The sequence below is a fragment of the Agrobacterium sp. SUL3 genome (genome assembly GCF_001263295.1).
In the GTDB taxonomy this organism is placed as follows: Bacteria; Pseudomonadota; Alphaproteobacteria; order Rhizobiales; family Rhizobiaceae; genus Agrobacterium; species Agrobacterium tomkonis.
In genome coordinates this window covers 674044-699187 of sequence record NZ_KQ414499.1, presented here as the reverse complement: position 1 = coordinate 699187, position 25144 = coordinate 674044, and the positions used below count along the sequence as shown (strand labels likewise).

Annotated in this window: 23 protein-coding genes and 1 pseudogene; 7 read left to right on the top strand and 17 right to left on the bottom strand. The window is 59.7% G+C overall.

Features of this window, described 5'->3' with window-relative positions; translation table 11 throughout:
• Window positions 1–275: 275 nt before the first annotated feature.
• Together AKG12_RS07210 and AKG12_RS07205 are read right to left on the bottom strand one after the other, a co-directional pair.
• The gene (locus tag AKG12_RS07210; protein ID WP_052818322.1) at window positions 276–1025 is read right to left on the bottom strand and encodes an SDR family oxidoreductase; all 750 of its coding nucleotides are present in this window, start codon (window positions 1023–1025) and stop codon (window positions 276–278) included.
• 89 nt (window positions 1026–1114) lie between these two features.
• Window positions 1115–1912 carry an alpha/beta hydrolase family protein gene (locus AKG12_RS07205; RefSeq protein ID WP_197283304.1) on the bottom strand — a complete coding sequence of 266 codons (798 nt, stop codon included), beginning with the start codon at window positions 1910–1912 and terminating at the stop codon, window positions 1115–1117.
• A 313-nt stretch (window positions 1913–2225) separates the two neighbouring features.
• Here AKG12_RS07205 and AKG12_RS07200 point away from each other — a divergent pair, with 313 nt between their 5' ends.
• The 3 genes from AKG12_RS07200 (at window position 2226) to AKG12_RS07190 (ending at window position 4851) form a co-directional block, all read left to right on the top strand.
• Complete coding sequence (locus AKG12_RS07200; protein WP_052818377.1) at window positions 2226–2783, top strand: TetR/AcrR family transcriptional regulator; 558 nt, start codon at window positions 2226–2228, stop codon at window positions 2781–2783.
• A 664-nt stretch (window positions 2784–3447) separates the two neighbouring features.
• Window positions 3448–4392: a pirin family protein gene (locus AKG12_RS07195; RefSeq protein ID WP_052818320.1), complete on the top strand. Its 945-nt coding sequence runs from the start codon at window positions 3448–3450 to the stop codon at window positions 4390–4392.
• 60 nt (window positions 4393–4452) lie between these two features.
• Entirely contained in the window at window positions 4453–4851 is a 399-nt protein-coding gene (locus AKG12_RS07190; protein ID WP_052818319.1) for a RidA family protein, read from the top strand.
• A gap of 16 nt (window positions 4852–4867) precedes the next feature.
• On the opposite strand, the gene AKG12_RS07185 is transcribed toward AKG12_RS07190, so the two are convergent.
• The 10 genes from AKG12_RS07185 to AKG12_RS07135 all read right to left on the bottom strand — a co-directional run bounded on the left by AKG12_RS07185 (window position 4868) and on the right by AKG12_RS07135 (window position 16438).
• Complete coding sequence (locus AKG12_RS07185; protein WP_052818318.1) at window positions 4868–5833, bottom strand: zinc-binding dehydrogenase; 966 nt, start codon at window positions 5831–5833, stop codon at window positions 4868–4870.
• A gap of 107 nt (window positions 5834–5940) precedes the next feature.
• Window positions 5941–6708, bottom strand: a complete 768-nt coding sequence (locus tag AKG12_RS07180) for an alpha/beta fold hydrolase (RefSeq protein ID WP_046802175.1) — start codon at window positions 6706–6708, stop codon at window positions 5941–5943.
• Window positions 6709–7603: 895 nt separating this feature from the next.
• Window positions 7604–8293 carry a CPBP family intramembrane glutamic endopeptidase gene (locus AKG12_RS07170; RefSeq protein ID WP_285277728.1) on the bottom strand — a complete coding sequence of 230 codons (690 nt, stop codon included), beginning with the start codon at window positions 8291–8293 and terminating at the stop codon, window positions 7604–7606.
• Window positions 8294–8385: 92 nt separating this feature from the next.
• On the bottom strand, window positions 8386–9768 hold the full coding sequence (locus AKG12_RS07165) for a sensor histidine kinase (RefSeq protein ID WP_052818315.1): 1383 nt from the start codon (window positions 9766–9768) through the stop codon (window positions 8386–8388).
• A complete protein-coding gene (locus AKG12_RS07160; RefSeq protein ID WP_046802172.1) occupies window positions 9765–10439 on the bottom strand; it encodes a response regulator in 675 nt (224 codons plus the stop codon). The genes AKG12_RS07165 and AKG12_RS07160 overlap by 4 nt, the downstream gene beginning before the upstream one ends.
• A gap of 153 nt (window positions 10440–10592) precedes the next feature.
• Window positions 10593–12335, bottom strand: coding sequence for a monovalent cation:proton antiporter-2 (CPA2) family protein (locus AKG12_RS07155; protein ID WP_052818314.1), 1743 nt, complete (start codon window positions 12333–12335; stop codon window positions 10593–10595).
• A 122-nt stretch (window positions 12336–12457) separates the two neighbouring features.
• Window positions 12458–13300 (bottom strand): alpha/beta fold hydrolase, encoded by an 843-nt coding sequence (locus tag AKG12_RS07150; protein ID WP_052818313.1) that lies wholly within the window; start codon window positions 13298–13300, stop codon window positions 12458–12460.
• A 283-nt stretch (window positions 13301–13583) separates the two neighbouring features.
• Window positions 13584–14474 carry a LysR family transcriptional regulator gene (locus AKG12_RS07145; RefSeq protein WP_052818312.1) on the bottom strand — a complete coding sequence of 297 codons (891 nt, stop codon included), beginning with the start codon at window positions 14472–14474 and terminating at the stop codon, window positions 13584–13586.
• Window positions 14475–14505: 31 nt separating this feature from the next.
• Window positions 14506–15543 carry an Atu2307/SP_0267 family LLM class monooxygenase gene (locus AKG12_RS07140; protein ID WP_052818311.1) on the bottom strand — a complete coding sequence of 346 codons (1038 nt, stop codon included), beginning with the start codon at window positions 15541–15543 and terminating at the stop codon, window positions 14506–14508.
• A gap of 241 nt (window positions 15544–15784) precedes the next feature.
• The gene (locus AKG12_RS07135; protein WP_052818310.1) at window positions 15785–16438 is read right to left on the bottom strand and encodes a hydrolase; all 654 of its coding nucleotides are present in this window, start codon (window positions 16436–16438) and stop codon (window positions 15785–15787) included.
• A 226-nt stretch (window positions 16439–16664) separates the two neighbouring features.
• Between AKG12_RS07135 and AKG12_RS07130 the strand changes: the two genes are divergently transcribed.
• The gene (locus tag AKG12_RS07130; RefSeq protein ID WP_052818376.1) at window positions 16665–17552 is read left to right on the top strand and encodes a LysR family transcriptional regulator; all 888 of its coding nucleotides are present in this window, start codon (window positions 16665–16667) and stop codon (window positions 17550–17552) included.
• A gap of 169 nt (window positions 17553–17721) precedes the next feature.
• Here AKG12_RS07130 and AKG12_RS07125 read toward each other — a convergent pair whose 3' ends face one another.
• A complete protein-coding gene (locus AKG12_RS07125; RefSeq protein WP_046802166.1) occupies window positions 17722–18729 on the bottom strand; it encodes a hypothetical protein in 1008 nt (335 codons plus the stop codon).
• An 81-nt stretch (window positions 18730–18810) separates the two neighbouring features.
• Here AKG12_RS07125 and AKG12_RS07120 point away from each other — a divergent pair, with 81 nt between their 5' ends.
• Window positions 18811–19422, top strand: coding sequence for a TetR/AcrR family transcriptional regulator (locus AKG12_RS07120; RefSeq protein WP_197283303.1), 612 nt, complete (start codon window positions 18811–18813; stop codon window positions 19420–19422).
• Window positions 19423–19586: 164 nt separating this feature from the next.
• Here AKG12_RS07120 and AKG12_RS07115 read toward each other — a convergent pair whose 3' ends face one another.
• Complete coding sequence (locus AKG12_RS07115) at window positions 19587–19973, bottom strand: winged helix-turn-helix transcriptional regulator (protein ID WP_052818309.1); 387 nt, start codon at window positions 19971–19973, stop codon at window positions 19587–19589.
• 75 nt (window positions 19974–20048) lie between these two features.
• On the opposite strand from AKG12_RS07115, the gene AKG12_RS07110 reads away from it, so the two are divergent.
• Window positions 20049–20933: an enoyl-CoA hydratase/isomerase family protein gene (locus AKG12_RS07110; RefSeq protein WP_285277727.1), complete on the top strand. Its 885-nt coding sequence runs from the start codon at window positions 20049–20051 to the stop codon at window positions 20931–20933.
• 20 nt (window positions 20934–20953) lie between these two features.
• Window positions 20954–21241, top strand: a pseudogene (locus tag AKG12_RS07105) (SDR family oxidoreductase); the annotation flags it as partial.
• A 177-nt stretch (window positions 21242–21418) separates the two neighbouring features.
• Here AKG12_RS07105 and AKG12_RS07100 read toward each other — a convergent pair.
• The 3 genes from AKG12_RS07100 to AKG12_RS31385 all read right to left on the bottom strand — a co-directional run bounded on the left by AKG12_RS07100 (window position 21419) and on the right by AKG12_RS31385 (window position 25144).
• Window positions 21419–23476, bottom strand: coding sequence for a prolyl oligopeptidase family serine peptidase (locus AKG12_RS07100; RefSeq protein WP_052818307.1), 2058 nt, complete (start codon window positions 23474–23476; stop codon window positions 21419–21421).
• 37 nt (window positions 23477–23513) lie between these two features.
• Entirely contained in the window at window positions 23514–24125 is a 612-nt protein-coding gene (locus AKG12_RS07095; protein ID WP_052818306.1) for a TetR/AcrR family transcriptional regulator, read from the bottom strand.
• 410 nt (window positions 24126–24535) lie between these two features.
• Window positions 24536–25144 (bottom strand): hypothetical protein, encoded by a 609-nt coding sequence (locus AKG12_RS31385; protein ID WP_052818305.1) that lies wholly within the window; start codon window positions 25142–25144, stop codon window positions 24536–24538.

Here is a 25144-nt window from a genome sequence, read left to right as displayed (position 1 = left end):
GGTCGCCGAGGTGTGCGCAACGACATTTCTGACCTGCGTAACGAGCTTCGACTGAAGCTTTATGATGTAAGCTTTGTCCGAAAGAATGGTCTCGGTTTCGGATTCTGCGAGAAGCGATGGCACAATCACGAGTAACGCCGTAAGATCCAGCTTTTTGCCAGGATAGGCGCGAATGAAGTTGGGATGACGGAGCGCATTGGTCCATTGGATTCTTCCGAGCGGGACGGCCGGATATCATCGAAGGGCCCGGCCGGTGAAAGGGCAGAAGTACGCCGTCATACGACCTGTGCGGCAAGCTTTACGGCATCTGCGCCCGCTGGGATGCGAAACGGCGAGGAGGCATCGGTCACGGCCTGCCAGACCGCTCTTGCCACGTCGCTCGCAGTGGTGATTTCGGTCGGCTGCGGTGGCGTTGCCGAGAACACCTGTTTCGCCCAGCCGGCATAGGCTTCCGGTATGCCGTTCTGCGAGCGATCGCGGGCGGTCGCGCTGAAGGAGGTTTCTGGCGCCCGACCGGGAGTGACGAGCCGCACGCGCACCCCGAACGGTTCAATTTCCAAGGCAAGGTTTTCGCTGAATGCCTCCACGGCTGCCTTGCTTGCCGTATAAGCGGACAACATTGGCAACGGCTTGAGCGTCACGGCGGACGATACATTGACGATCACGCCCGCCCCTTGCGCCCGGAAGCCGGGCATTGCTGCCTGCGACATCGCCATGGTGCCGAACGTGTTCAGCTCGAAAAGCTGGCGTGTTGCGTCTATCGACACGCCTTCCAGCGCACCCATCAGACCGGCGCCGGCATTGTTGACGAGGGCGTCGATTGGCCCTGCTTCATCCAGAGCACGAGCGATGTTGGCAGCGTCGGTCACATCGAGTGCAACGACACGCAGCCGTTCGGATGCGGGCAATAGATCCCCACGAGGCGTGCGCATCGTAGCAATGACAGTCCAGTCGCGATCAAGGAAATAGCGGGCAGTCTCAAGTCCGAAGCCGGACGAACTGCCGGTGATGAGGATGGTGTTCATCTGAAACTCCTGTTTGTGGCGATGCTATAGGGCGACCGTGTAAGGGGTGGATACGTGTTATGGGGGGCGGAGAAGGCGTGTCCGGCGTCTTATTTCGTCTCGACGCTGCCTTCCGGCGCAGAATCCGCTGCCAACGCCGCTACCGTCTCCGAAAATGCGGGGTCGCCAGGATAGAGCGTGCTGCGGAGGAAGGAGCTTGAAAGGCGCTGGATTGCGGCGACCCGCTGGGGCCGTTCGTCTGTTGTCTCGCGCGCCTCGTAACCGGGGATGCCGCCAAGAGCATGCTCGCCGCCAAAGGCCGTAAATAATACCTTGGGTGAGGGGCTCAAATCGTAGGCATCACGCCACCACTCGGCGCCACGTGTCGAAAGCCTGCCGACATCACGGTCGCCGATGATGACCAGGGTCGGCGCCGTCATGGTCGAGAAATCTGGATACATGAATGGGTAGGTACGGGCTGCATATTCGGTCAGGCCATCGCCTCTGCCTGGCGGCGCCAGCAGCACGCCCGCTTTCACGCGGTGGTCCTTCCTGTCGACTACCGATCCGTCGTCGGGATCGGGATGGGTGGTGCCAAGCAAGGTACTGGCGGTCTGGGCGCCCCATGAATGGCCGGCAACCGCGATACGCGAGTGGTCGAGCCGCCCCCGGATCAGCGATGCTTCGTTCTCTATGCGATCAAGCCCGCCGAGAACGGTGGCTAGGTCTTGCTCACGGAAGCGCCAGAGTTGGGGGCGGCGAGGATCGTTCGCGGCAAGGCCGAGCATCCGCGAATCCAGATGTGTCGGCTGGATTACGGCGAAGCCATGTGCTGCCCAATAATCAGCAAGGGGGCCATAGGCATGAAACGACTGGCCATTGCCGTGCGAGAAGATGATGATGGGCAACGTGTGGCCTGAGATCGGTAAGGAAACCCGAACGTGCAGGTCAACGCCTCGTCCCGGCGACGGTAAAGTAATGGGAGAGATCGAAACAATGGCGGGTAATCCGGCAGTGGGCGCGCGGGTTTCTGCGCACGGGCTGGACATGGGACTGCTAACCTCCGAGCTGGAAACCGGATCAATGATCCGCTATACTATAAATACGGATCATTGATCCGTTTATCAAGAGGTGATCGCAAAAATGTTGTCGACCAAACTCCGCAATGCAGGCGAGGCCCCATCATCGGCTCCTGGCGATGCCGAAGTACCCGCACCGCGAATGCGTGCTGATGCTCGCAGAAACGAGGAAGCAGTTCTGGAAGCCGCCAAAATCGTGTTCGCTCGTTCGGGGGTGGATGCTCCCATCCGGGAGATTGCGACGCAGGCGGGCGTTGGGCTGGGTACGCTCTACCGCCGTTTCCCGACGCGTGCTGACCTGGTGGCCGCGGTGTTTCGCCGGGAGGTTGATGCCTGCGCCGATGCGGCAGCGCTGCTTGCCGGTGAGCAGGGGCCAGCCGATGCGCTGGCAGCCTGGCTGAAGCGTTACACGCACTTCCTCGCCACCAAACAGGGATTGGCCGCGGCGCTCCATTCCGGCGATCCGGCATTCGCCACCTTGCCGGACTATTTCCGAAGCCGATTTGAACCGGCTCTGTCGATGCTGCTGAATGCTGCTGCCGCTGCGGGAGAAGTCCGAGCTGACATTGCGCCCTACGATCTGCTACGCGCGATCGGAAACCTTGCCGTGGCCTCGGGGGAGGATGGGCCGGCGCACACCCAACGAATGCTTATGCTGCTGCTGGATGGCCTGCGTTATGGCGCGGCGAAGGCAAAATAGCCGCGACTGCCAAGAAGACGCTCGATAGGGCCGATACCGGTACTCCATCGCCTCTCGGGGGAAACGACTCTCGCCGATGGATGCTTTCGGTGCTCACCCTCCAAGAGAAGCCTTGCTGGTTTCCACCCCATTGCTGTCTTTTTAAGGATCGCCGAACCGCCCAAGCATTTCACACGTAATCGACGAACAAACGCGGCGAGAAAGTAACTCCGCCAATCGAGGTGTACCTCGAACGCTCCCAAGGTCGACTTGCGGAACTTGCCGTTCCCCTTAGCGCGACACAGCTTCGCGTGAACGGGCGCTACCGCAACATAAATGTAAATGGCACTGTCCTTTGAAGCACTGTCCTTTGAAGCACTGTCGTAAGCGGTTTGTGCCTGCCAAAAGATGTGGTCACCGAGTTCGCCGCCGGGATCTGGCGCTTCCAATCGGCGTGGCGCGGCAATCCGTTGGGGCGTCTGGAAAAACGTGGCCGATCCTGGCCGGGTCGTGGGAGGCTTTGTCATCGATAGCTGGATCGAGCGCCAGTGCGGGCACGTACCTGTCACAAACGCAGGCGCGCTGGATCGGGGACTGCTGAATGACTTCAATATCGGTGAGCAACCCCCAAATCGTCCGCCACCTGTGGCGGCCTCTATTGCCAGTTTGAGCGAAGGAACATGACATGAGCTGGAATCCCACACAGAACCCCGAATGCCCTGAGACTGGCAGTCTCGATGCAATCGAGACCCTCATCATCCCGCGCACCCGCGATCTGGGTGGGTTCGAAGTGCGCCGTGCATTGCCCGCTCCGAAACGGCAGATGGTTGGTCCCTTCATCTTTTTCGATCAGGTGGGACCGGCGGAGTTCCTCACTGGCGGTGGCATCGACGTACGCCCGCATCCGCATATCGGGCTGGCGACCGTGACCTATCTTTATGAGGGCGCATTTCACCATCGCGACAGCACCGGGGCCGACCAGATGGTCTACCCCGGGGAGGTGAACTGGATGATCGCCGGTAATGGCGTCACCCATTCCGAACGCACCACCGAAGAGATGCGCAGCCGTCCTGGCACCGCCTTCGGAATCCAGACCTGGGTTGCGCTGCCGGATCACGCGGAAGACACTGCGGCCAGTTTCGAGCATCACGGCCGCGAGGCGCTGCCGTTCATCGAGGATGAAGGCAAGCAGGTCCGGCTGATCCTCGGCTCGGCTTGGGGCGCGCAGGCCCCGGTCAAAACCTTCACTGAGACCTTCTATGCCGATGTCATTCTATCCGCCGGCGCAAAGCTGCCGCTGCCCGACGATCACGAAGATCGCGGTGTTTATGTCGTCGAGGGCAGCATCCTGATTGCCGGAACTCCGTTTGCCGCTGGACAGATGATGGTGTTCCGTCCGGGGGATCGGATCAGCCTGACCGCGGGCGAGGCAGGCGCGCGCCTAATGGTGCTCGGCGGGGAGACAATGAATGGACCACGCTATATTTCGTGGAACTTCGTCGCCTCGTCGCAGGAAAAAATCGACGCCGCGAAAGAGGCCTGGCGCAAGGGCGACTGGGAGCATGGTCGCTTCCGTCTACCACCCGGCGATGAGGCCGAGTTCATCCCACTGCCCAAACAGCTGAAGTGATCGAATGTGATACCAGATTGGCTAACATACCCATCGACAACAATTAAGAGAGAACAAGAAGTGACAAAACCTCAGGCCATCTTTCCGGTCAACAGACACGCTCTTTACGAAGAACATCGCTACTCGGCAGCGATCCGATCGGGCGATCTTCTTTTCGTTTCGGGGCAAGTCGGCAGCCGCGGCGATGGAACACCCGAACCTGATTTCGAATGCCAGGTTCAACTGGCCTTCGACAACCTGAAGGCTGCACTCGATGCTGCAGGCTGCACGTTCGACGATCTCGTGGACGTCACAACGTTCCACACGGACCCGGACAGCCAGTTCGCAACGATCATGGACGTCAGGCAGAGGAATTTCACCAAGCCGCCTTATCCCAACTGGACTGCCGTCGGAGTAAACTGGCTGGCTGGGTTCGATTTCGAGATCAAGGTGATTGCACGCATACCGGAGAGCAATTAAGTCCCGAGGCTTTTCCTCATCCGCCCACTGTAAGGACAGCCTTTCCCGCGAACTTTCTTTTCAGAAGTTCGCGGGCCGTCGCGTCGATGTCGGCCCAAGGTACAGTCTTTCCGATGACCGGACGGAGACTTCCATCGGACAGCTGCCGCGCAAGATCGGCAAGAATGGCCGACGCATCGGCGGCGTGCTCCGGCCGGGTCAGCTCCTCGAGGAGGAAGAAGCCGTAGAGAACCGTTCCGCCATATGCTCCACCGGATTGAAGGCGGAAGCGACGGGCGTCAAAGGTCGTGAGTGTTTCCTCCGAAGCATCGCCGAAAAGAACGCAGACACCGCGCGATGCCAGCCACATCAGCGCCTCGCCCAGAAGCGAGCCTCCGACACCCTCCAGAATGAGGTCGTATGGCCCACCCTTCTCGCCGGCCTCGACGCCGATCGCGATATCGTTCGCGCCAAGGCTGCGCAGGAATTCCGCTGTCGAGCCATCCCGCGTAAAGGCCGTCACGTGGGCGCCTGCAGCCGCTGCGAGCTGGATCGCATAAATTCCGACACCACCCGTCGCCGCCGTGACGAGAACACGGCTTCCCGGACCAATCGCCTTCTTCTGCAGCGCTACGGCTGCGGTCAGACCTGCGACAGGGAGGGTCGAGGCCGCTTCAAAGCTGACGTCGTCGGGAATTCTGGCAAGCCGGCTTGTCGGCACGGTGACACGTTCTGCCCAGCCACCGCTCCATACCAAGCCCACCACGCGATCACCCGGTTGGAAACCCGATCCTTCCGGGGCCGTCTGGACCACGCCGGATAAATCCCATCCGGGTCGATCGCCATCGTTACCGTCATAGAGTGCACCGCGAACCTCGCCGTTGTTCAGCGAGAACGCTCGTACCGCGACGATTGCCTCGTCCGGCGTGGCCCCAGGTTCTGTGTGTTCGGCAAGAACGAGGTGAGTTTCTGCACCTGTCTTCGAAACTGTAACAGCTTTCAATGTGATACTCCCCAATTCAGCATTCGATCAGATTTTGAAGCTGGTTGCGTATCGTGCCACGGGTGGAAATACGCGCAACGGTGGTCGGATATCGACCGAAAGCAGGCTTATTTCGTAGCCTCTTCGATCAGATCTGTCACAACCTTCGAATGCGAGACCATCACGACATGCGATGCCCCCTCGACTACGACCGTCCGCCTGGAGCCTGCACGCTCTGCCATAAAGGCAAGCGCCTTGGCCGGAATGTTCTTGTCGCTGTCGCCATAGACGAAGTAGGACGGCAGCGTTTTCCAGGCCGGTTCGCCGGACTTGTCCGTCAGGGCGGCTTCAGTGATTGGCCGCTGGCCAACGGCCATTAGTGCCGAGGCCTCTGGCGCAACGTCGTGTGCGAACTGGTTGCGGAACTTGGTCTGGTCGATGTAGAGATCGACGCCGCCGTCAGTGAGCTTGACGGGGGCCGCGAGCGCCTCCCCAAGCGTGCCGCCGGGGAACTTGCCCGCGAGATCGGATGCAGATTCGCCAGAATCCGGTGCGAAGGCAGCCACATAGACGAGTGATCTGACGTTGTTGTGCCCATTCGCAGCGTTGGAGATAATCTGGCCTCCGTAAGAATGACCAACGAGCACCACCGGGCCCTCGATGCTTCCGACAACGTCGGAGACGAGGCGTGCATCATTCGAGACACTCCGCAACGGATTGGCGACAGCGACCGTCTTATAGCCGTCCTTTTGGAGGTTGATGATGACGCCATTCCAGCTTGACGAGTCAGCAAACGCGCCATGAACAAGGACGATAGTGGGCTTGACCGGTTGGGCGATAGCCGTATCGGACAGAAGGGCGGTCGCAATAACAACCGTTGCAGCAAGCTTGAGCATAATCACTTCCTACTCATATCTGGTTTTATGAATTCTCGGACGGAGAATCCGAGGTGCGGACGAAGCTGGGCGTCGGAGGCGGTCCGGCTCTCGTTTAGTGGACATCTGCGGACAGATAAGACTGACCGATGTCGACGAGCGCGGCAGACCAGAGCTGCTGCAAGCAGTCATCGTCAGATCCTTTGCTGCCGTGGTGGCATGATTTTTATTGTTTCCGCGCGAGTTTCTGTAGTCCTTTTTTATGAGGAGCTGTGTCGCTGAAACCGGAACGCTGCACTATGCATTCGTCAGCACCTATGGCAGCGAGCACAGTTATTGAGCCTCGGTATGCGACGCTGGCGCATCACTGCAACTGCTGAGGTTTGCTCCTAGCGACGGCACTCGCGCCGGTCGGAATCGCGTCTGCAGCGGTCCCAGCGGGCGCGATCGGCCATATCCTGAGCGTTTCTTGCGATTTCTTGGGTCAAGCGGGTCCGCTCGAGTGATTCCCGTTGCACGTTGTCGCGCCGCGCCTGTTGTTCCAGCATGCAGTTCGCATAAGCGCGGGACCCGTAGGGTGCCCCAAAGCTCTGGCAGGTATTCGCGTCCCTGTACTGCCGTTCTTCGGCGGAGACACACCCTGTTGCAGCGAGGCCGATCAGGGCTATGGAGAATATGATTATCGTAGACCGACGATGTTCGACGGAAGGACGTTGCAGCATTCTGTTGATCTCCTTGAAAAATGAGCGTTGGATGCGTCTTCGGCGACACGAGCAAGGCGGAGCGGTACCCCGCAAGCCCGTCATCACGGCCCCGTGGCCTCAAAAAACAGGCCAACGTTGCGGCAACATTGTCCGAGTTCGAAAAGGGATCACTGAGCGGCCCGGCTGCGGTTCTCAGCCATAGCGGCGTGTTATTACTGCATCGGTGCGAAGCCGAATGCCGACGCGAGGCTGTTCATCCCGTTATAAACGCAGTGCAGGATGACGCAGGGCCAGATCGATCCGGTTGCCCGCAAAAGGATAGCTGCCAGAAGGCCGACCATGACCGCAAGGGGCATGATCACGCTGACGCCATGCGCCAGTCCGAATATGATCGCGCTTAGAACGACGCCCGCAAACGCGCCGTAGCGGTTGAGTGCATTCGCAACGACACCTCTGAACAGGATTTCCTCGCCGAAGGGTGTGAAGATGGCGCCGCCCAGCAAGGACAAGAAAAACGGAAGCGGGCCACCCCGTGCGGCCGCATGCAGGATGCCCTGAGGATCGCCGGTTCCGAACAGGGCCAGATACGCGAACTGTATGATCAGGTTGAGGCCATAGCCGACGATGCCCGTTCCTGCCGCGATCATCAGCCAGCGAGGCGAGACTGATTTGAAGCCGAATGGGCGTAGATTCCGTATTCGGAGGCTATATGCTGCGGCGAAGGCGCCGAGGCCGACGACTCCCCCTGCTGTCGAGCCGATAATTCCCATAAGAACAGGGTCGTTTCCCGGGAGAAATCCCATCAGCACGCCGAAAGAAAGAAGAAGAAGCACGTATGTTACGAGTCCAATGAGTATTTCCGGCCAGCCGGGTCTTGCCCATCGATCATCTACAGTCATCATTAACCTCACCTATCGCAGAGGGCGCCTGTCGGGGTGCCGCGCACGGCAGATGCGAATCGTGGTGTGGACCATGTAACAACCATCAGCCGGATTTATCGCTTCGTCCGGTTAGCTGTGCATGGAAACATTGCCTTAGCATTGGCTGGGGGGCAGTCCCGAACCGCGGGAAATTTCAACCGCATAATTGTTCCCCCGCTGGACGCCGTTGCTATGGTGACGCTGCCGCGGTGATGGATTACGACCTGCTTCACCAGATCGAGACCCAGGCCGGTGCCGGATGAGCGCGGTCGAAGCCGATGAAATGGCTCGAATACACGCTCATGTTCCTCCCCCGGAATGCCAGGACCATTATCCTCGACCTCCAACACGGGTCCGCCGATCCGCACAATGACCTTGTCGCCGCCGTGCTCCACCGCGTTTTGTATGAGATTGGTGAGCACACGTTCGATCGATCCGGCGTTGCCCATGATAGAACCGGGTTGCACGACAACAACTTCGATTGTTTTCCCCGACGCGATCAGCATCGGCGCCAGGTCTCCAGCGACGCTGCGCGCGAGGACGACGAGGTCGGTCCGGTCGCTCGGCGTGCCATTGTCCAATCTATGAAGATCGAGCAGTTGCTCCGAGAGGTTCGCAAGTCGAGACACATCCGGCAAAAGCGAACGCATGCCTTTGTCTTTCGCTGCGTCGATCTTCATCCGCAATATTGCGATCGGCGTCCTCAACTCATGGGCTGCCGATGCGATGAAGCGGTGCTGACGATCATAGCCTTCATCAAGGCGACCTAGAGCTTCATTGAAGGCGCGAACCAACGGGCCGACTTCACGCGGCACCTTGTCTTCGGAAAGGCGAAGACCGCGACGTTCGGCATTGATCCCCTGCGCTTCCTCCGCGGTCTTGATGACGCCGGCCAGGGCGCACTTGACGATCATTGGCGTCGCGACGATGGAGACGAGCGCCAGGGTCAGGAAAATGGTGATGGCGACGATATTCGACGCCAACGTGATCAGCGCTGTGAAAGGTCTGACCCGACCGTGCGCGATGATCTTCATGTCACCTATGGGACCGGATGCCTGTCGCACGATGGTGGAAAGGGTGAATGGTGCGAACTGCCCGCGCATGTCCGCGGAAGCCAGTTTGTCGAGGTGGTCAACAAGGGAGGCGAACTCCGCTGGCACGCGGCCAAAGGTAACCGTATTGCCGTCGCCAAGCCGGGCCGCGAACCAGATGGCCGGCGCTTCGTTTCGAAGTTTAGCCAGCTCCGGCGTCACTTCCACAACCGCGGTTCCGGTCGCATCACGAACGATCGAATCTGCGGCCACTTTTACGATGATCTCCTCGACATACATCCCGTCGAGCGAGGAATTGACGAAAAAGACGATGAAACCGACGGCGGTAGCGGCGATCGCCAGAAATTGAAGGACGAGGTATCCGGTAACAAGGCGTGTCTTCAATGATGACGGGCGGCGCTTCAATCCTTTTCCCTGAGCAGATAGCCCACTCCTCTGACCGTATGGATTTCGACACCGGCGCCCGCACCGCTGAGTTTCCGACGCAGCCGTGAGATATGGGAATCGAGTGTATTCGACTGGATCATGTCGTCGAAGCCGTAGACCGCTTCCTCAAGGGACTCGCGCACGACGATGCGCCCACGCCGGCGCAACAGTGTGGTGAGCACCCTTACTTCCCGTCGCTGCAAATCCAGACGCGCGCCGCGCACCCTGGCCTCGCCATAAGCCATGTCGAACGCGAGGTCGCCGATGACGATCTCGTCTGGCGCAAGGTCGTTCGGACGGCGCTGAACCGCGCGAATACGGGCAAGCATTTCCTCCAGATCGAAAGGTTTGACCAGATAGTCGTCGGCGCCGTCATCGAGCCCGGCCACCCGGTCGGTCAGTTCGCCGCGGGCGCTTAACACGATGATCGGGACGCCCGGAGTGTTGACCCGCAGTTGCGGAATGAGGCTCAGGCCGTCGCCATCGGGCAGCGTGCGATCGAGCAGAACGAGTTCGTGCACGCGCGACCGCGATGCTTCACTGGCGAGCGACAGGCTCGTTACCCAATCAACCACGAAACGGTCGCGTTCGAGCGCGCTACGTAAGGCTTTGGCGAACTCGACCTCGTCTTCAATGAGAAGTATTCTCACGATGGCGCTCCCGCAACGCGGGAAGGCGCGCCTGAATCAGTGACGTGGAACCTCTTGCCGGCGAGCTGTAATGCCCCAATACCGGAACGCCTCATTTTCCCTTGCGGGTTCATGTCTGAAATCTCACAGGAGCATTCGCAGAAATCCGAATCATCAGAGCGGCTTTTGCACGGGTTGAAGGAGCAGCCGGTTGCTGCCCGACATGATGTCCCCATGAACCTGCTCAGACAGGCGCTCGGCATCTCGCCGACGAATGTCGATTATGGCATCTTCAATATCGGCTTCCCCGTAGCCCAACGCCCGCAAACCTTCGGCTCCCAATAGGTAAGCGGATTCGACCGTTTCGCGTATCTGGTAATCGACGCCGGCGCGGATCAGATCTATTGCGTGGTCACGATCGTAGCTGCGGACAAGAAGCTTCGCTTGGGTGAACTCGTGTTGCGCCAGTTCCACGATCTTCAGCGCGGCCTTCGGATCGTCTACGCAGATCATGATTGCGTCGGCTTCCCCCGCACCGGAGTGTCGCAGTGTGTCGAGCCGGGTTCCGTCGCCGAAGAAGACTTTGAACCCATACCGTCCGGCATCGCGGATGCGGTCAGGGTCCCTGTCGATGACAGAAAGCTCGACGCCCTGCGATAGAGGTATTTGTGACGCGATCTGACCGAAGCGTCCGAACCCGATGACAAGGACCCGCCCCTTGAGATCACGAGCGTAATCGACGCCATCCATCGACTCTTCCGTACGAAGCAGAAGGTCGGTCGCTATTGTGAGCAGCGGGGTCAGCACCATGGACAGGATCACGACAGTGGCAAACAACGCGTTTTCCCGAGTGTCGATCACACCGCCTGAGCTTGCTGCCGCATAAAGGACGAAGGCAAATTCGCCACCCTGAAGGAACATGGATGTGCGATGCAGGGCCTGGTGGTTTGAGCCACCGAACAGACGCGCGACCGCATAGACCACGGCGCCCTTCGCGACCGTGAACGTGCCCAGAAGGGCCAGCAGCAGCGGCCATTCGTCCGCGACGATCGAAAGGTTCAGCGACATGCCGACCGCAAGAAAGAAAAGTCCCATCAGCAAGCCGCGAAACGGCTCGATATCGCTTTCGATCTGGTGCCGGTAGCTCGAACTCGAGAGCATCACTCCGGCAATGAACGCACCCATCGCCATCGACAATCCGGCCGCATCCATCAGCAATGCTGCACCGAGTACGACGAGCAGCGCGCCTGCCGTCAGTACTTCGCGGGTGTGTGTGCGGGCCAGCAATGCGAAGAACGGATTAAGACCCCAGCGGGATACGCCGAGAAGCGCGAGCAGCGCCGCAACGGCCACGAAGGCATCAGTCCATTCTGCCTCTCCATGTGAGAGTGGTGAGAGAAACGCGACCACCGCCAGCAGCGGTACGATCATCAGATCCTCAAACAACAGGATAGCGACCGACTTCTGTCCCTCTGCGCTCGAAATTTCCCCCCGATCCTGCAGTACCGATATGATGACGGCAGTTGAGGATAAGACAAAGCCCGCTCCTGCGATGAAAGCGACGGTCGCGGAAAGGCCAAGGAGCAACGCACCTGTCAGCGTAAGGACGGCTGTGGCTGCGAAAACCTGAGCGAGGCCCAGCCCGAAAATCTGGGTCCGCATCGCCCATAACTTCTTCGGGCGCAGTTCCAGTCCTATCACGAACAGGAACATGACCACTCCAAGCTCTGAAAAGTGGAGGATGGACTGGGCGTCTGTGAAGAGGCCCAAAACCGATGGCCCGACAAGAACGCCAGCGGCGAAGTAGCCGAGTACCGATCCCAGCCCCAGCCGGCGGAACAACGGCACAGCGATGACAGCTGCTCCCATCAGGACAACTGCCGGTCCAATCGTTTGCCCCAGGCTTACCTCAGCCATCTATGTGCCTTTCCTGCTTTGCGTTGTTCATGATCGAAGGGCGACGGGGCGGCCGACGATAAGCCGTCGCCCGTGATTTATATTGGGAAGCGGCACCCGGCAGGGTGCCTGCCCCCCATTGCTCATGCCTTTTCACGGCCTTCGATAAACGCCAGCAGATCGGCATTGATCAGCTCGGGATGCGTGGCGAACAGCCCGTGGGACAGGCCGGGATAGGTCTTCAGCGTACCGTTCGGCAGCAGGTCGATCGCCTTGCGAGCCGAAGCGTCGATCGGGACCACCTGATCGTCTTCGCCGTGCATCAGCAAAACCGGCTGCGAAACGGCCTTCAGGTCTTCGGTGAAGTCCGTCTCCGAGAAGGCGGCGATGCAGTCGTAGTGGGCCTTTGCGCCGCCCATCATGCCCTGCCGCCACCAGTTGCGGATCAGTCCTTCGCTAACTTCGGCGCCTTCGCGGTTGAAGCCGTAGAAGGGGCCGGTTGGGACATCGAGGAAGAACTGCGCGCGATTGCGCAGTAGCGCTTCGCGAAATCCATCGAACACCTGCATCGGCAGGCCACCGGGATAACGCGGCGTCGCCAGCATGATCGGCGGCACCGCGCCGATCAGAACGGCCTTCGACACACGACCCGGCTCGCTGCGAGCGACATAACGGATCACCTCGCCGCCGCCGGTCGAGTGGCCGACGTGAACCGCTTCTTTCAGATCGAGCTCCTGGACGAGCTCCGCGACGTCGGACGCGTATGTGTCCATCTTGTTTCCTGTATCGGTCTGGTCGGAGCGACCATGGCCGCGCCGGTCATGCGCGATGACGCGGTAGCCCTTGCCGAGGAAGAACAGCATCTGGTTGTCCCAGTCGTCCGCGCTGAGCGGCCAGCCATGATGGAACATGATGGGCTGCGCGTCTTTCGAACCCCAGTCCTTGTAGAAGATCCGGGTGCCGTCCTGCATTGTAATCGTCGTCATGGTTTCTTTGCTTTCCTTAGGTTTTCGGATGGGAAGACCGGGTTGTCACATCCCGATGGTGAGTAATCGTCGTTGAAGCCTTCTCTGGTTGATCATCGGCACGCGGATGTTCTTGTCGCTTCATTGGATCAACCCAGGCCGACGAGCTGCAGGCGCAGCGTCCGGACCGGTAGAGCATCTCCTCGGTGTCGTGGCATAAGCCCGTCGTTCAGTTGCAGGCTGTAAGCCGTCGTTTGTCGCGACAGGCCAATTCGAAACATGAGCAGCGTGCGAGTGAAGGCCGTCATGTCCCTGCACTCCAAACAGGCGCATTTCGCTCGAAGGCTTCGATCAGCAACTCTGAAAGGACGCGCACCTTTTGTACCGGATGCGGACTGGGCGGGCGCACGACGTGGACATTGCCGACGGGCAGTGGATATGCGGTCATGACCGGTACGAGCGCGCCGGAAGCAAGATAATGTCGCGTGACACAGTCTGGGAGCCATGCGAGGCCAAGCCCGGCCGCGGCTGCATTGGCAAGTGCCATTCCGTTTTCGGTTTTGAACCGTCCCTGTGGCTGCACGGTGACGATTTTGTCTCCATCCATGAACCGCCACGCTTCAGCTCCCACCAAAGCCTGATGAGAGCTGATCTCATCCGGTTTTTCCGGTGAGCCGTGCATCTTGATATAGTCAGGGCTTGCGACCAACTGCCCATAGATATGACCAACTCGCCTCGCGATCAGGTTTGAATCACGCAGTGCGCCGACCCGGATCGCACAGTCAAATCCCTCTGCGATCAAATCCACGAAGCGATCACTGTAGTCGGCCTGTATTTGCAGCTTTGGATAAAGCCATGCCATCCGGGAAAGCACGGGCGCAAAATGCACCGGCCCCGATGTCAGTGGCACGGCGACCCGCAAGCGCCCGCGAAGATCACCGACTGGCAATATCTCGTCTTTCGCCGCATCGATTTCGGCGCAAACCTTCGCCGCATGTTCCCGAAATACAACCCCGGCCTCCGTCAGTGCGGCACCGCGGGTCGTTCGCGCAAGAAGCTGGATACCCAGGGCGTCCTCAAGCCGGAAAAGGCGGCGACTGACCATTGATTTCGATATCCCGAGCCGCCGGGCCGCGGGAGAAACGCCGCAGGCATCGGCGACTTCGACAAATGTCCGCAGATCCTCGATATCCATATGGTCACCCCGCTTCGATTCCGTTTCCCGATCAGATCTTTCCCGCAGCCCTCACAATTGGCGCGACCTCGGTGCCGAGAAGCTCGATCGAGCGTTTCATTGCCGCCGTTTCCAGAGAGGCGGTGCTCATCTGAAAGGTGATGCGCGATAGACCGCCCAGCGCCTTGCTGGCCTTGATCATCTTCTCGGCAACCGTCGCCGGGGCGCCGATCAGGAAGGCGCCTTGGGGGGCCGCCATGTCTTCGAACTGCTGACGCGTCGGGGGCGACCAGCCGCGTTCGCGTCCGACCTTGGTCGTCAGATGCGCCCAGCCCGGGAAGAAGGCGTCCCTTGCCGCCGCGTCGGTATCGCCGACGAAGCCCATGGCATGAACACCCACCTTGAGCTTCTCGGGATCGTGTCCGGCGCGTATGCCGGCCTCGCGATAGAGATCGACGAGCGGGCGAAACCGTTCAAACGTTCCTCCAATGATCGCCACCATCAGCGGGAGGCCGAGCGCACCGGCGCGCGCGAAGGACTGCGGTGTGCCGCCAACGCCGACCCATAATGGCAGTCGCGGCTGGTGTGGTCTCGGAAAGACCCCATGGCCGTTCAACGCCGGGCGGAATTGGCCTTCCCAGACGGGATTGCTTGTCTCACCAAGCTTCAGGAACAGGTCGAGCTTCTCGGCGAAGAGTTCGTCATATGCCCGTGTGTCCAGGCCGAAGAGCGGAAAGGCCTCGCCGAACGAACCACGGCCGACGACAAGCTCGGTGCGCCCTCTGGAAATCAGGTCGAGGGTCGCGAACTCCTGGAAGAGTCTTACAGGGTCGGCGGCGCTCAATACCGTTACCGCGCTCGTCAATCGAATCTGGCTGGTGCGCGCCGCTGCTGCCGCAAGTATGATCGCCGGTGCGGAATCGAGGAATTCGGCGCGATGATGTTCGCCGATGCCGAATACGTCGAGCCCGACCCTGTCGGCGACCTCTACTTCCTCAAGAAGATCGGCCATGCGGTCGGTCGCCGAAGGGAGCTTTCCCGTCGTCGGATCAGGAAGGATCGCGGCAAAACTGTCGATACCAATTTCCATGAAGGCTCCTTCGAAACTCTTTGGTTGATGGGGTGGCCGCGAGGGAAGGGCGCTGCTAAACCGCTCCGGCACCCAATATCTCTCACCGGAATAGCCGTCGCCTTTGCGACCGTCAGTGCCGTTTCACAATGGCCTGCGGCATCGATGTAAACTCCGCCTCGCTGTCAACCGGCGTTGATGAATGCAACGGGGAGGGCGCTTGCGGTTACGCGCCCTTCCCCTTCCCGATAGCCGGTTCGGATCAGGCGGTTTTGCCCGGCACAGGCGTATTGAGAAGCTGCTGCTCCCAGAGGTAGGCGATGCCGCTGCCGGCGAAGTGCTGGATGAGTATCTCGGTCAGCTGCTCGACATGCCCGGTGCGCGCCCAATCGCGTTGCCATTCGCCAGCGAGCGCCATCACGGTCATCGGGTTCGCGCCGGCGGCGATCATGCGCTGGATGGCAACTTCGTGAGACTCCTTCGAAATCCCACCCGATGCATCGGTGATCACGGTCACGTCCCAGCCTTCGCCGGCTGCCTGGATGACGGGCATCGCCACACAGACCTCGGTCCACAGGCCGGCGATGATCAGCTGCTTGCGGCCCGTCGCCTTGACGACGTTCACCACATTCTCGTCCTGCCAGGTGTTCACCCAGGTGCGATCGATGACTTCCTGGCCGGGAAACACGTCGGTGATCTGCTTGAAGAGAAGTCCGCCGCGCCCCGCGATCACGCTGGTCAGAATGGTTGGAACATCGAAGGCTTTTGCCAGCTTCGCCAGCGCGGTCGTGCTGTTGACCACAGCTTGCGGGTCGTGGCTGTTGAGATTTGCGAGCTGATAGGGCTGGTGATCGATCAGAACGAGAACGGAATCTTCGGGTCGTAGAAGCGAATCAAGGCCGTTACGAAAGGTCATGGAAGCATCCTTTGCTGATGTTGAGGCGTGGGGAAGTCGGCAGGCGCGCACTGCCTCTGAGGGCGCCTTGATGGACAGTGTCATTTTCATTTATGATGCGGTAGCGCCCGATCCCGTGAAGCTGTGTCGCGAAACGAGGAACGCCAGGGCCGGCCCCGTTCCTTCTATTTGTGATACGGTCGGAGCGATTCGAGCACTCATCTTTCGTGAATACAGGAACGTTGATTTGGACATCGAAGACCTGCGGACCTTCGTGGAAGTTGCCGATACTGGCGGGGTTTCTCCAGCCGCGCGGCGGCTCGGCATTTCCAAGTCGATGGTCAGCCGGCGACTTATTCGGCTTGAAAAGGATTTGGGTGTGCAGTTGCTCGCTCGCACGACGCGCGGCGCCGCCCTTACGGAGGCTGGGATCACCTTCCGGGAACACGCTGCAAAAGCCTGCGCCGAGATTGACATTGCCAAGGAGACGATATTGCCCGCCGGCGACCTTCGCGGTCGACTAAGAATAGCAGCTCCGCTCACATTCGGTCCAACGCACTTCGCCCCTGTGCTCGCATCTCTGGCGCAGCGCCATCCGGAGTTACAGGTTCACGCCAGCTATACCGATCGGTTCGTTGACCTGATTGCAGAAGGGTTCGACTGCGCGATAAGAGTTGGCCATCTTGCCGACTCGAATATGCTTGCAAGACGCGTCGGCTGGACGACGGCCAAATATGTTGCAACACCGGATTACATCAAAAAGCACGGTTCACCCGAAACGCCAGAGGAATTCCTCACGCATGAGGTCGTCATGCAGGGAACTGAAACCTGGCTGGCGATGGATGGGGATAAGATCATTACGCTGAAGCCGCAGGGCCGATTCAAAGCCGACAATGCCGTGGCTCTTGTGGCTGCAGCACTTGCGGGAATTGGTCTTGCCGGTGTCCCTGACGAATTAATTAAGGAGCATCTGGCTTCTGGCGCGTTGGTCCCGGTCATGACGCACTATCCGCCGCCCAAATTGGGCATCTATGTGATCCGGCCGCCGGGGCAGCACCCCGCACGCAAGATACGGATGCTCACCGAGATGCTGGTCGAGTGTTTTGAAGACTTTTCGACACACCTTGAAAACTAAGGCCCGAATGACGCGGAGCCGCGTGCGGATTCATGACAATCGTGGAGCGCGTGTTGGAAACGTCTCATAATTGAACGGCTGAATGTCGTCCACCACGTTCAATCTCTATGTCCCGGGCCTGACGTGAGCCGGCGTCTACACACGATTTCTCACCGGTCCGCCAATTATGTCAATTAGCGTCAAGAGGGACAATGCTGCCGCCTTCCGCGTGCAACCGGGAGAGATAGGTGGCGTGATCGAGAACCTGAAAAGGAAAATACAGCCCTGCCGGGGTCGGCCTATTACCGTCTAGCCCGATCAGTCGTTCAAGGATCATGCTGACGCCTAGTGCAGTCAAGGGCGCAGCGCCGCCCGGGTGAAACACTGCATAGCGGTTGTAAAGCGGCTGTCCGTCGTGACCCTCGCCAGCCAGTTCGATGATGATCTCCGTCGACTTGGGTTCGCCGCGGCGACGGGACGTACTCACGCCGGTCGCGATGTTGAACTGTACATTCGGCGCCCCGGTTGCTGCCGCCAGGCCGGCAACATCGATAGACGAAAAGCCTGTCGCAGTTGTTCTGGTACCATCGATTGCATGGAACTCGGCCTTGGCGTCTTCTTCACTACGCCAGATATAGCTGCCGTCACGACGGGTGAGGGCGGCGGGCATCATCCGGTTCAGCCGCTCAAAATCCTCGGCGACGGCTGGACCGCCACCATCCTGCTCATCGACAAGGGCACCGATCCTGATTTCGTGAAGTCGGGCAAATGGTTTGGCGCATGTGAGGGTAGCAACGGTTGTGGCGCCGACCAGCCATTCATAGCCAAGGACGACTGCCGCGGCGTCTGGCGCGTGCATATAGGTCGCAACTTCGGGAGCAATTTCATAGACGCCTGAAGAAATCCCCAGATGTGGTACCCTGCGGCTTTGAGCGAAGCGCAGGCTAGCCAATCGTTCGTCAGTGTAAAAAATCGCAACGGCACTTATCTGGCGATCACCGAGACCGAGATCGTCAGCATGCGTGTCGATCAAGACGCCCTCTGCTCGCCCGATCTCACCAGCGGCGCTGCGGCTTTTGAGCAGATCGCGCCCACCGATCAATAAAGGAACATCCGGGTAAACGGAGCGAAGCGCGCGGGCAGTCAGACGCCCGATCGCGCCCGTGCCACCCATCAGGAGAATAGGATGGGAAATCATTGTCGTATGTCCTCACCTGGGATAACCTACAAATGGTAGGCTGTTGTACCTACTAAAAGTAGGTTACGCAAGGACCCCACAGTGACAGGCACTTCCAATCATGTCGGCATACGGACCTCATCACGTAGGCTTTCGAAAGGAGAAAGACGACGGCAACTGCTCGATACTGCATTGTTGATCGTCCGCGATGAAGGTGCAGACCGTCTGACGCTGGGTAATCTCGCCTCCCGTGCCGGAATTTCGAAACCAGTGGCATACGAACATTTCGGTACCCGTTCAGGTCTGCTCATCGAGCTTTACCGGTGGATTGATGAGGAGCGGGTGAAGGCCTTTCGAACCGCGATGGCAGCCGGTGCGCGGAGTCTGGAGGAAACCATTCGTCTACTGGCTGAAGCCTATATCCGTTGCGCAGCTGACATAACGGATGAATTCCATACCATCGGCGCAGCTTTAACCGGGAGCGAGGAAAAAGCCGTCGTATTTAAGGAATTGCTCGACAACTCGGTCCAGATGTTCACTGCAGTCCTTATGCCCTTCGACATTCTCCCGGCAGAAGAATTAGAGAAGCGTTGCATCGGCTTCGTCGGCGCGGGAGAAGCGCTTTCGTCGGCTGTAGTGCGTCAGACTTTGCATCAGAGGGAAGCCGTCGAGGTCTTCGCATCGCTGATTGGTGGTGGAATGGTTGCACCATAAATTATCAGGCTTGGAGAGATATGGACGGAAGTCCCATCCGAGGCAACGGCTGGGAGAAATCGGCGCTTCTGTCCTTCCTTCAACGTGGATCGTCCGTATGTTGTCAAAATGACGAATAACCGCGCTCGAGACCAGGTGACCTTCCTGTTCGCACCGCCCACCGTTCAGACCGCAGGCTGGTCTTGGCGTGCGTCAAAGCTACGCTGACAGTCCTGTATCACATCGATGTTCTCAATGGTCCATTCGAACAGGATCGAGAACGGCTCTTGCAGTGACCTGCCAAGCGGCGTCAGCGCATATTCGACGCCGAGCACGCGTCCATCCAGAACCCTGCGCGTCACCATGCCGTTGCGTTCCAGTTTGCGCAGCGTCTGGGTCAGCACACGCTGGGTGACGCCATCGAGACGGCGTTTGATCGCATTGAAGCGACGCGGCTCGCTGAGCACCGCCAGCACCATCATCGACCACTTGTCGGCGATCTGGTCGAGGATCACCCGGCTCGGGCAGTCGGCACGGTAAACCGGGTCATTTTCACTTCTTGGTTCATCCATCGGTATCCTCCGGCATCCCTGGGATGCTTCAGGTGTGTAATTGACGCTAGGTATCTGATGAATACTTTAGGATCAATGGCGCGAAACACCAGCACCAGAATTTCCCGAAGAACAGAGACCTTACATATGACAGATACAGATTTCCGCCGCCTCCGGATTTCCCGGGCAGACGGTGTTGCGACGATCACCATCGACAATCCGCCGGTAAACGTTCTCGATGTCTCCTTGATGAGCGAGATGCGGTGTTTTCTTCTCGCCATTCGCGATGACCCTGACACGCGCGCGCTGGTTTTCCAGAGCGCAGACCCGGATTTTTTCATTGCCCATGTCGACATGACATTGATCGATGAACCGCACGCCTTCGACGATTTGGTTCGCGAGGCTCCTGAAGGCCTTAACCCGTTCCAGGCGTTCGGCGAACTTCTGCGCGAACAGCCGCAGGTAACGATCGTAAAACTCGCCGGACTGGCACGTGGGGGCGGTGCCGAGTTTGTCGCGGCGGCAGACATGACATTTGCCGCCGAGGGTCGAGCCGGACTTGGCCAATGCGAAGCGTTGATGGGCATCACACCGGGCGGCGGGGCCACGCAATATCTGTCCAGCCGGATGACGCGCGGCCGTGCACTAGAAGTGATCCTTGGCGCCGATCTCATCGACGCGGCGACGGCGGAACGCTATGGCTGGATCAACCGGGCACTGCCTGCCTCGGAGCTTGATGGCTTCGTCGACCGGTTGGCGCGCAATATCGCCGCTTTACCCGAAGGCGTCATCGCCGCCGCAAAAAAAGCGGTGCCGCCCGTAAACCTGCGGGAAGGCTTCAGTCGCGAGCACGACGCCTGGGCGGGGCTGTTCGCACGTCCTGCGGCCGAGAAGCTCATCCGGGGTGGGCTTAAGGCAGGGGCGCAGACCAAGGACGGCGAGCGAAACCTGGAAGGTCTGCTCCGTGCGCTGCGGGCTTAACGCCACGGCTTCGCCAGACGGGCCGCACTTATACGATGTCCGAGGCGGCACTCACCTCTTTCACCCGCGGGCTGTCGCGCTAACTTGGTCCGAACGGCATTACCGTAAACCTAGTGCAACCCGGGTCGGTGAATACCGACGCAAATCCGTCAGACGGTGCGGCCGCCAACTTCCAGCGCAACCTTACGTCGCTGGGATGTTTCGGCGAGCCACGCGAAATCGCGAACCTTGTGGTCTTTCTTGCAAGTCCTGCCGCGAGCCTGATTACGGGCGCCATCCTGACCGCCGATCGGGGTGCGGTAGCCTGACTGTGCTCGATCTTCCGTATGCCGCGGGCGAACCGTGGCTCCACCCGCGGATGATCAGTGTGTGGATAGCCATCCGGAACAGCAGATCGGGACAGTGCACACTCCCGCACCAGATGATCCCGTATCTCCCGGCCCTGCACTGCCGCGCTGACAGTGAAGGGATGTTCCGCCAAGTGGTCAATCCATCTTCGTAGCGTCGAGGCCGGTCCAATGCGCGGCGAATGCCCAGAGGTCGGTGATTTCGTCGATTGCCTTACCGGTGGGTTTCCCGGCACCGTGGCCGGCCCGCCTGTCGACCCGCAGGATCCGCGGTTTGTCGCCGAGGTTCGCTGCCTGAAGCGCCGCGACATATTTGAAGCTGTGGGCCGGCACGACGCGGTCGTCGGTATCCGCCGTCGTGACCAGGATCGCCGGATAGGGCATCTCCGAGCGGATCGTGTGATAGGGCGAATAGGACAGGAGGTTGCGAAAGTCGGCTTCCTTCCCTGGATCGCCGTAGTCCCCGATCCAGAACTGTCCGCCCGTGAAACGGGCGAAGCGCAGCATGTCCATCACGCCGACGCCTGGAAGGGCCGCGGCGAAAAGGTCTGGGCGCTGGTTGGTCACGGCCGCGACCAATAGCCCGCCATTGGATTCCCCCTGGATTGCGATGCCGTGGGCAGCGGCGATGCCTTCGCGCTTCAGATATTCGGCGGCGGCGACGAAGTCGTCGAAGACGTTCTGCTTGTTCGCGAGCCGCCCGGCATCGTGCCACGCTTTGCCATATTCCCCGCCGCCGCGCAAATTGGCGACGGCGTAGGCCCCGCCTGCTTCCACCCATGCGAGGACGGGAGGCGAATAATAAGGGACCATGCTGATGCCGTAGCCGCCATAGCCGTAAAGGATCGTCGGTACCGACGCCTGAACATCTGCGAGGCGCACGACGAACATCGGAATGCGCGTGCCGTCTTTCGATTGGTAGAAGTGCTGTTCGACGGCGATGCGGCCGAGATCAATCGCGACCTCGGGTTGGGCCCAGACTTCGAGCTGTCGGCTGGCAACATCGTAGCGGTAGATCGTCATTGGCGCGTCGTAACCGGTGAAGACGAAGAAGGCCTCGTCGTCGTCTGGACGTCCGTGAAAACCGCCCGCGCTGCCAATGCCCGGAAGTTCGACTGTTCCATCGGGTTTGCCGTCGGGCATGTATTGGTGGATCTCGGTCTTGGCATGGACGAGATAGGTGATGACAAGCCGTCCACCGAGGAGGGCGGCATCGTTCAGCGTAGCGTCGTCTCGCTCCTCGACGAGATCGACGATGCGCAGCTCGGTCGCGGCGAGGTCGAAAGTGACGATCTTGCCACGCTCGGCCCCATGGTCCGTCATCAGGAAGAACCGGGTCTCCTGATTGCCGGCCACGAACCAGTTATGCCCTTGAGTCTCGATGACAGGGCGCGGCGTCCACGTCGGGTCGCGTAGGTCGATGATTGACAGTGTGTTGCTGCCCGCGCCGGGAGTAGAATAGATCACGCCATAACGCCCGTCCGCTGTCACGCCGACGGTCTGTATGAGGAGCTGACCTTCCGCTGTCGCGTGAACGAGCCGGTCGTCAGCCTGCGCTGTGCCGAGCACGTGGAAATAGATGGCGTGCCCGGTGACTGGCGCTTCGAATCCGTTCGCCGCGGGCGGCTCCGGAAAACGGGAGTAGAAGAACCCGGATCCGTCATGTGCCCAAGCGATGGCGGTGAAGCGCGCCCATGCGATTTCGTCGGCAAGGGTGTTTCCACTCTCGACATCGAGAACCCGGATGGTACGCCAGTCAGTTCCACCTTCCTGGCGGGCAAAGGCAACATGCCGCCCGTCTTCGCTGGCGGCCCATTCTGCCAGGGCCGCCGCGCCATCCTCGGCCCATGTGTTCGGATCTATGAGGATATGCTCCGGGCCGTACGCCCCTTCGCGCATGACGAGAACCGCCTGGTCGTCAAGGCCGGGATTGCGGGTAAAGAAATAGCGGTCTCCGCGCTTTATCGGGGCGGTCAGGCGGGCATGATCAAAGAGCGCCGCCAGCCGCTGCCGGAAGGCTTCTCGGCCCGGCAGCCCGGCCAGATGTGTTCGCGCCAGTTCGTCTTGCGCCTGCACCCACTCCGCGACCTCGGGGTGACTGCGTGCATCGCCTTCCAGCCACCGGTATGGATCGGCAATCATGGTGCCAAAATGCTCTTCCATCGCGTCGGTGCGTCGGGTTTCGGGATAGATCATTTTCGGTTCCTTTGCAGCGAAGGGATGGCCAATGGGTTTAGCAAGCGACCGGATCGCAGATCGGCAGGCTGCTTGCTGCGCGAATGGCAGCGGCCAACCGGTCGCAGACTTCATGGTGTTCGAAGTGACGGCCATGGATGAATGTGGCGGTGCATATGTCTTCATCTACAACGCGCACGGCGGCCATTGCAGCTGCAGCGCAGAGCTTGACGTCGAAGTCTTCGGGCGCGCGCCCGGCGCGCTCGGCAACGATCGCAACGAGTTCGTCTTCTGCTTGCGCGCTCGCCATCAGATAGGCGGTGCGGATCGCCGGTTCGGTTTTCAGGCGGGAGATCAGGCGCGCCACGGCTACGCCGTCGCTGATTTCCTGCTCTGTCTTCAGCATCGAGCCAAGTGTATCGTGCAAATAGGCCTCTATCGAGACGTCACGCGGCCAGGCGCGCAACAGCTCAACGAAGCGCAGACCCGTAGCCATGAAAAGCGGCTCGATGCAGGCTTCCTTCGAGCGGAAATAGCGCCAGACCGTTCGCTTGGAGAGCCCTGATGCGGCAGCAATCGCATCGCCGCTCGTTTTCTCGACGCCGTATTTCCAGAACAGATCGGCCGCGTGGCGCGCGACTTCAATTCGCCCCTTCTCAATCTTCGCCAAATTCCGATATCCTCCTGTCACTTAGTGACAGCTGAATATTTGGCACTAAGTGACATTTTGGTCAAGGGGTCGACGGAAGCTGCTTCGCCCGGCGCATAAGCAAGCGGCTGACCGAGGCTGCGCCTAACATTCCTTTTTTGAAAATTCGATCCGATGGCAAGACGCCGGACTCGTTGGCGTTCAAAGCCCCTCAGATAAAGGGAATCGCAGAGTCGCCATGCATAGTCGTCTGCAGGGCAACGCTTGATTGGGAGTGCTTCCCAGAATGGAGCATGACATCCTTGATGGGCCTGCCGTTCGACGTTTTGCAACAACGTTTCACATTTGGGGAGACTATGCTGCTCGCCGATGCAGGACTAACCTCCACGCCACGAAATTCTGATGAAGGCGGCCATTTTTTGGCGGGGCACTTACTGCCGCATCCATAATAACGGTGGTTCGAACCGGATCTGGAACGAGAAAAATAAAACCCGGGAAATCACATGGAAGATTTCGTCCATCGCCTTCATCATGTCGGTGTCGTCGTCAACGACCTGCAGACTAGCCTTGACTGGTATCGGGATAAGCTTGGGTTCGAGCACCAGTACAGTTTCACCTTGCCTGGCGCGCAGGTGGCCATGCTCGTTCGCGATGAGGCTCGGCTCGAAATCTTTCAAGTCGAAGGTGCTGCCCCGGCAGCAAGCGAGCGAGAAGACATCGAAACACTCCTGAAACGCGGTGGCATCAACCATTTCGCGCTCAATGTCGATGAGCTGGAAGAGACCATAGCCGCGCTGGCGGCTAAGGGTGTCGAAATCGTCATACCGCCGTCCTCCGTCCCCAACCATTCCGGCGATCGTTTCGCTTACATCCGAGACAATGACAGGATGCTGATCGAGTTGTTTCAACCGGCGTCCTGAGAATGGGTGCTGCGATATCGGCACCAGAATGCATGCGCGGCTTTCCTCATCGTACAGCACCGCGTTTTGCATATCTGACGAGCGATCCGTCGTCCCTAAATGTTCGGCACGGCTGTGCAT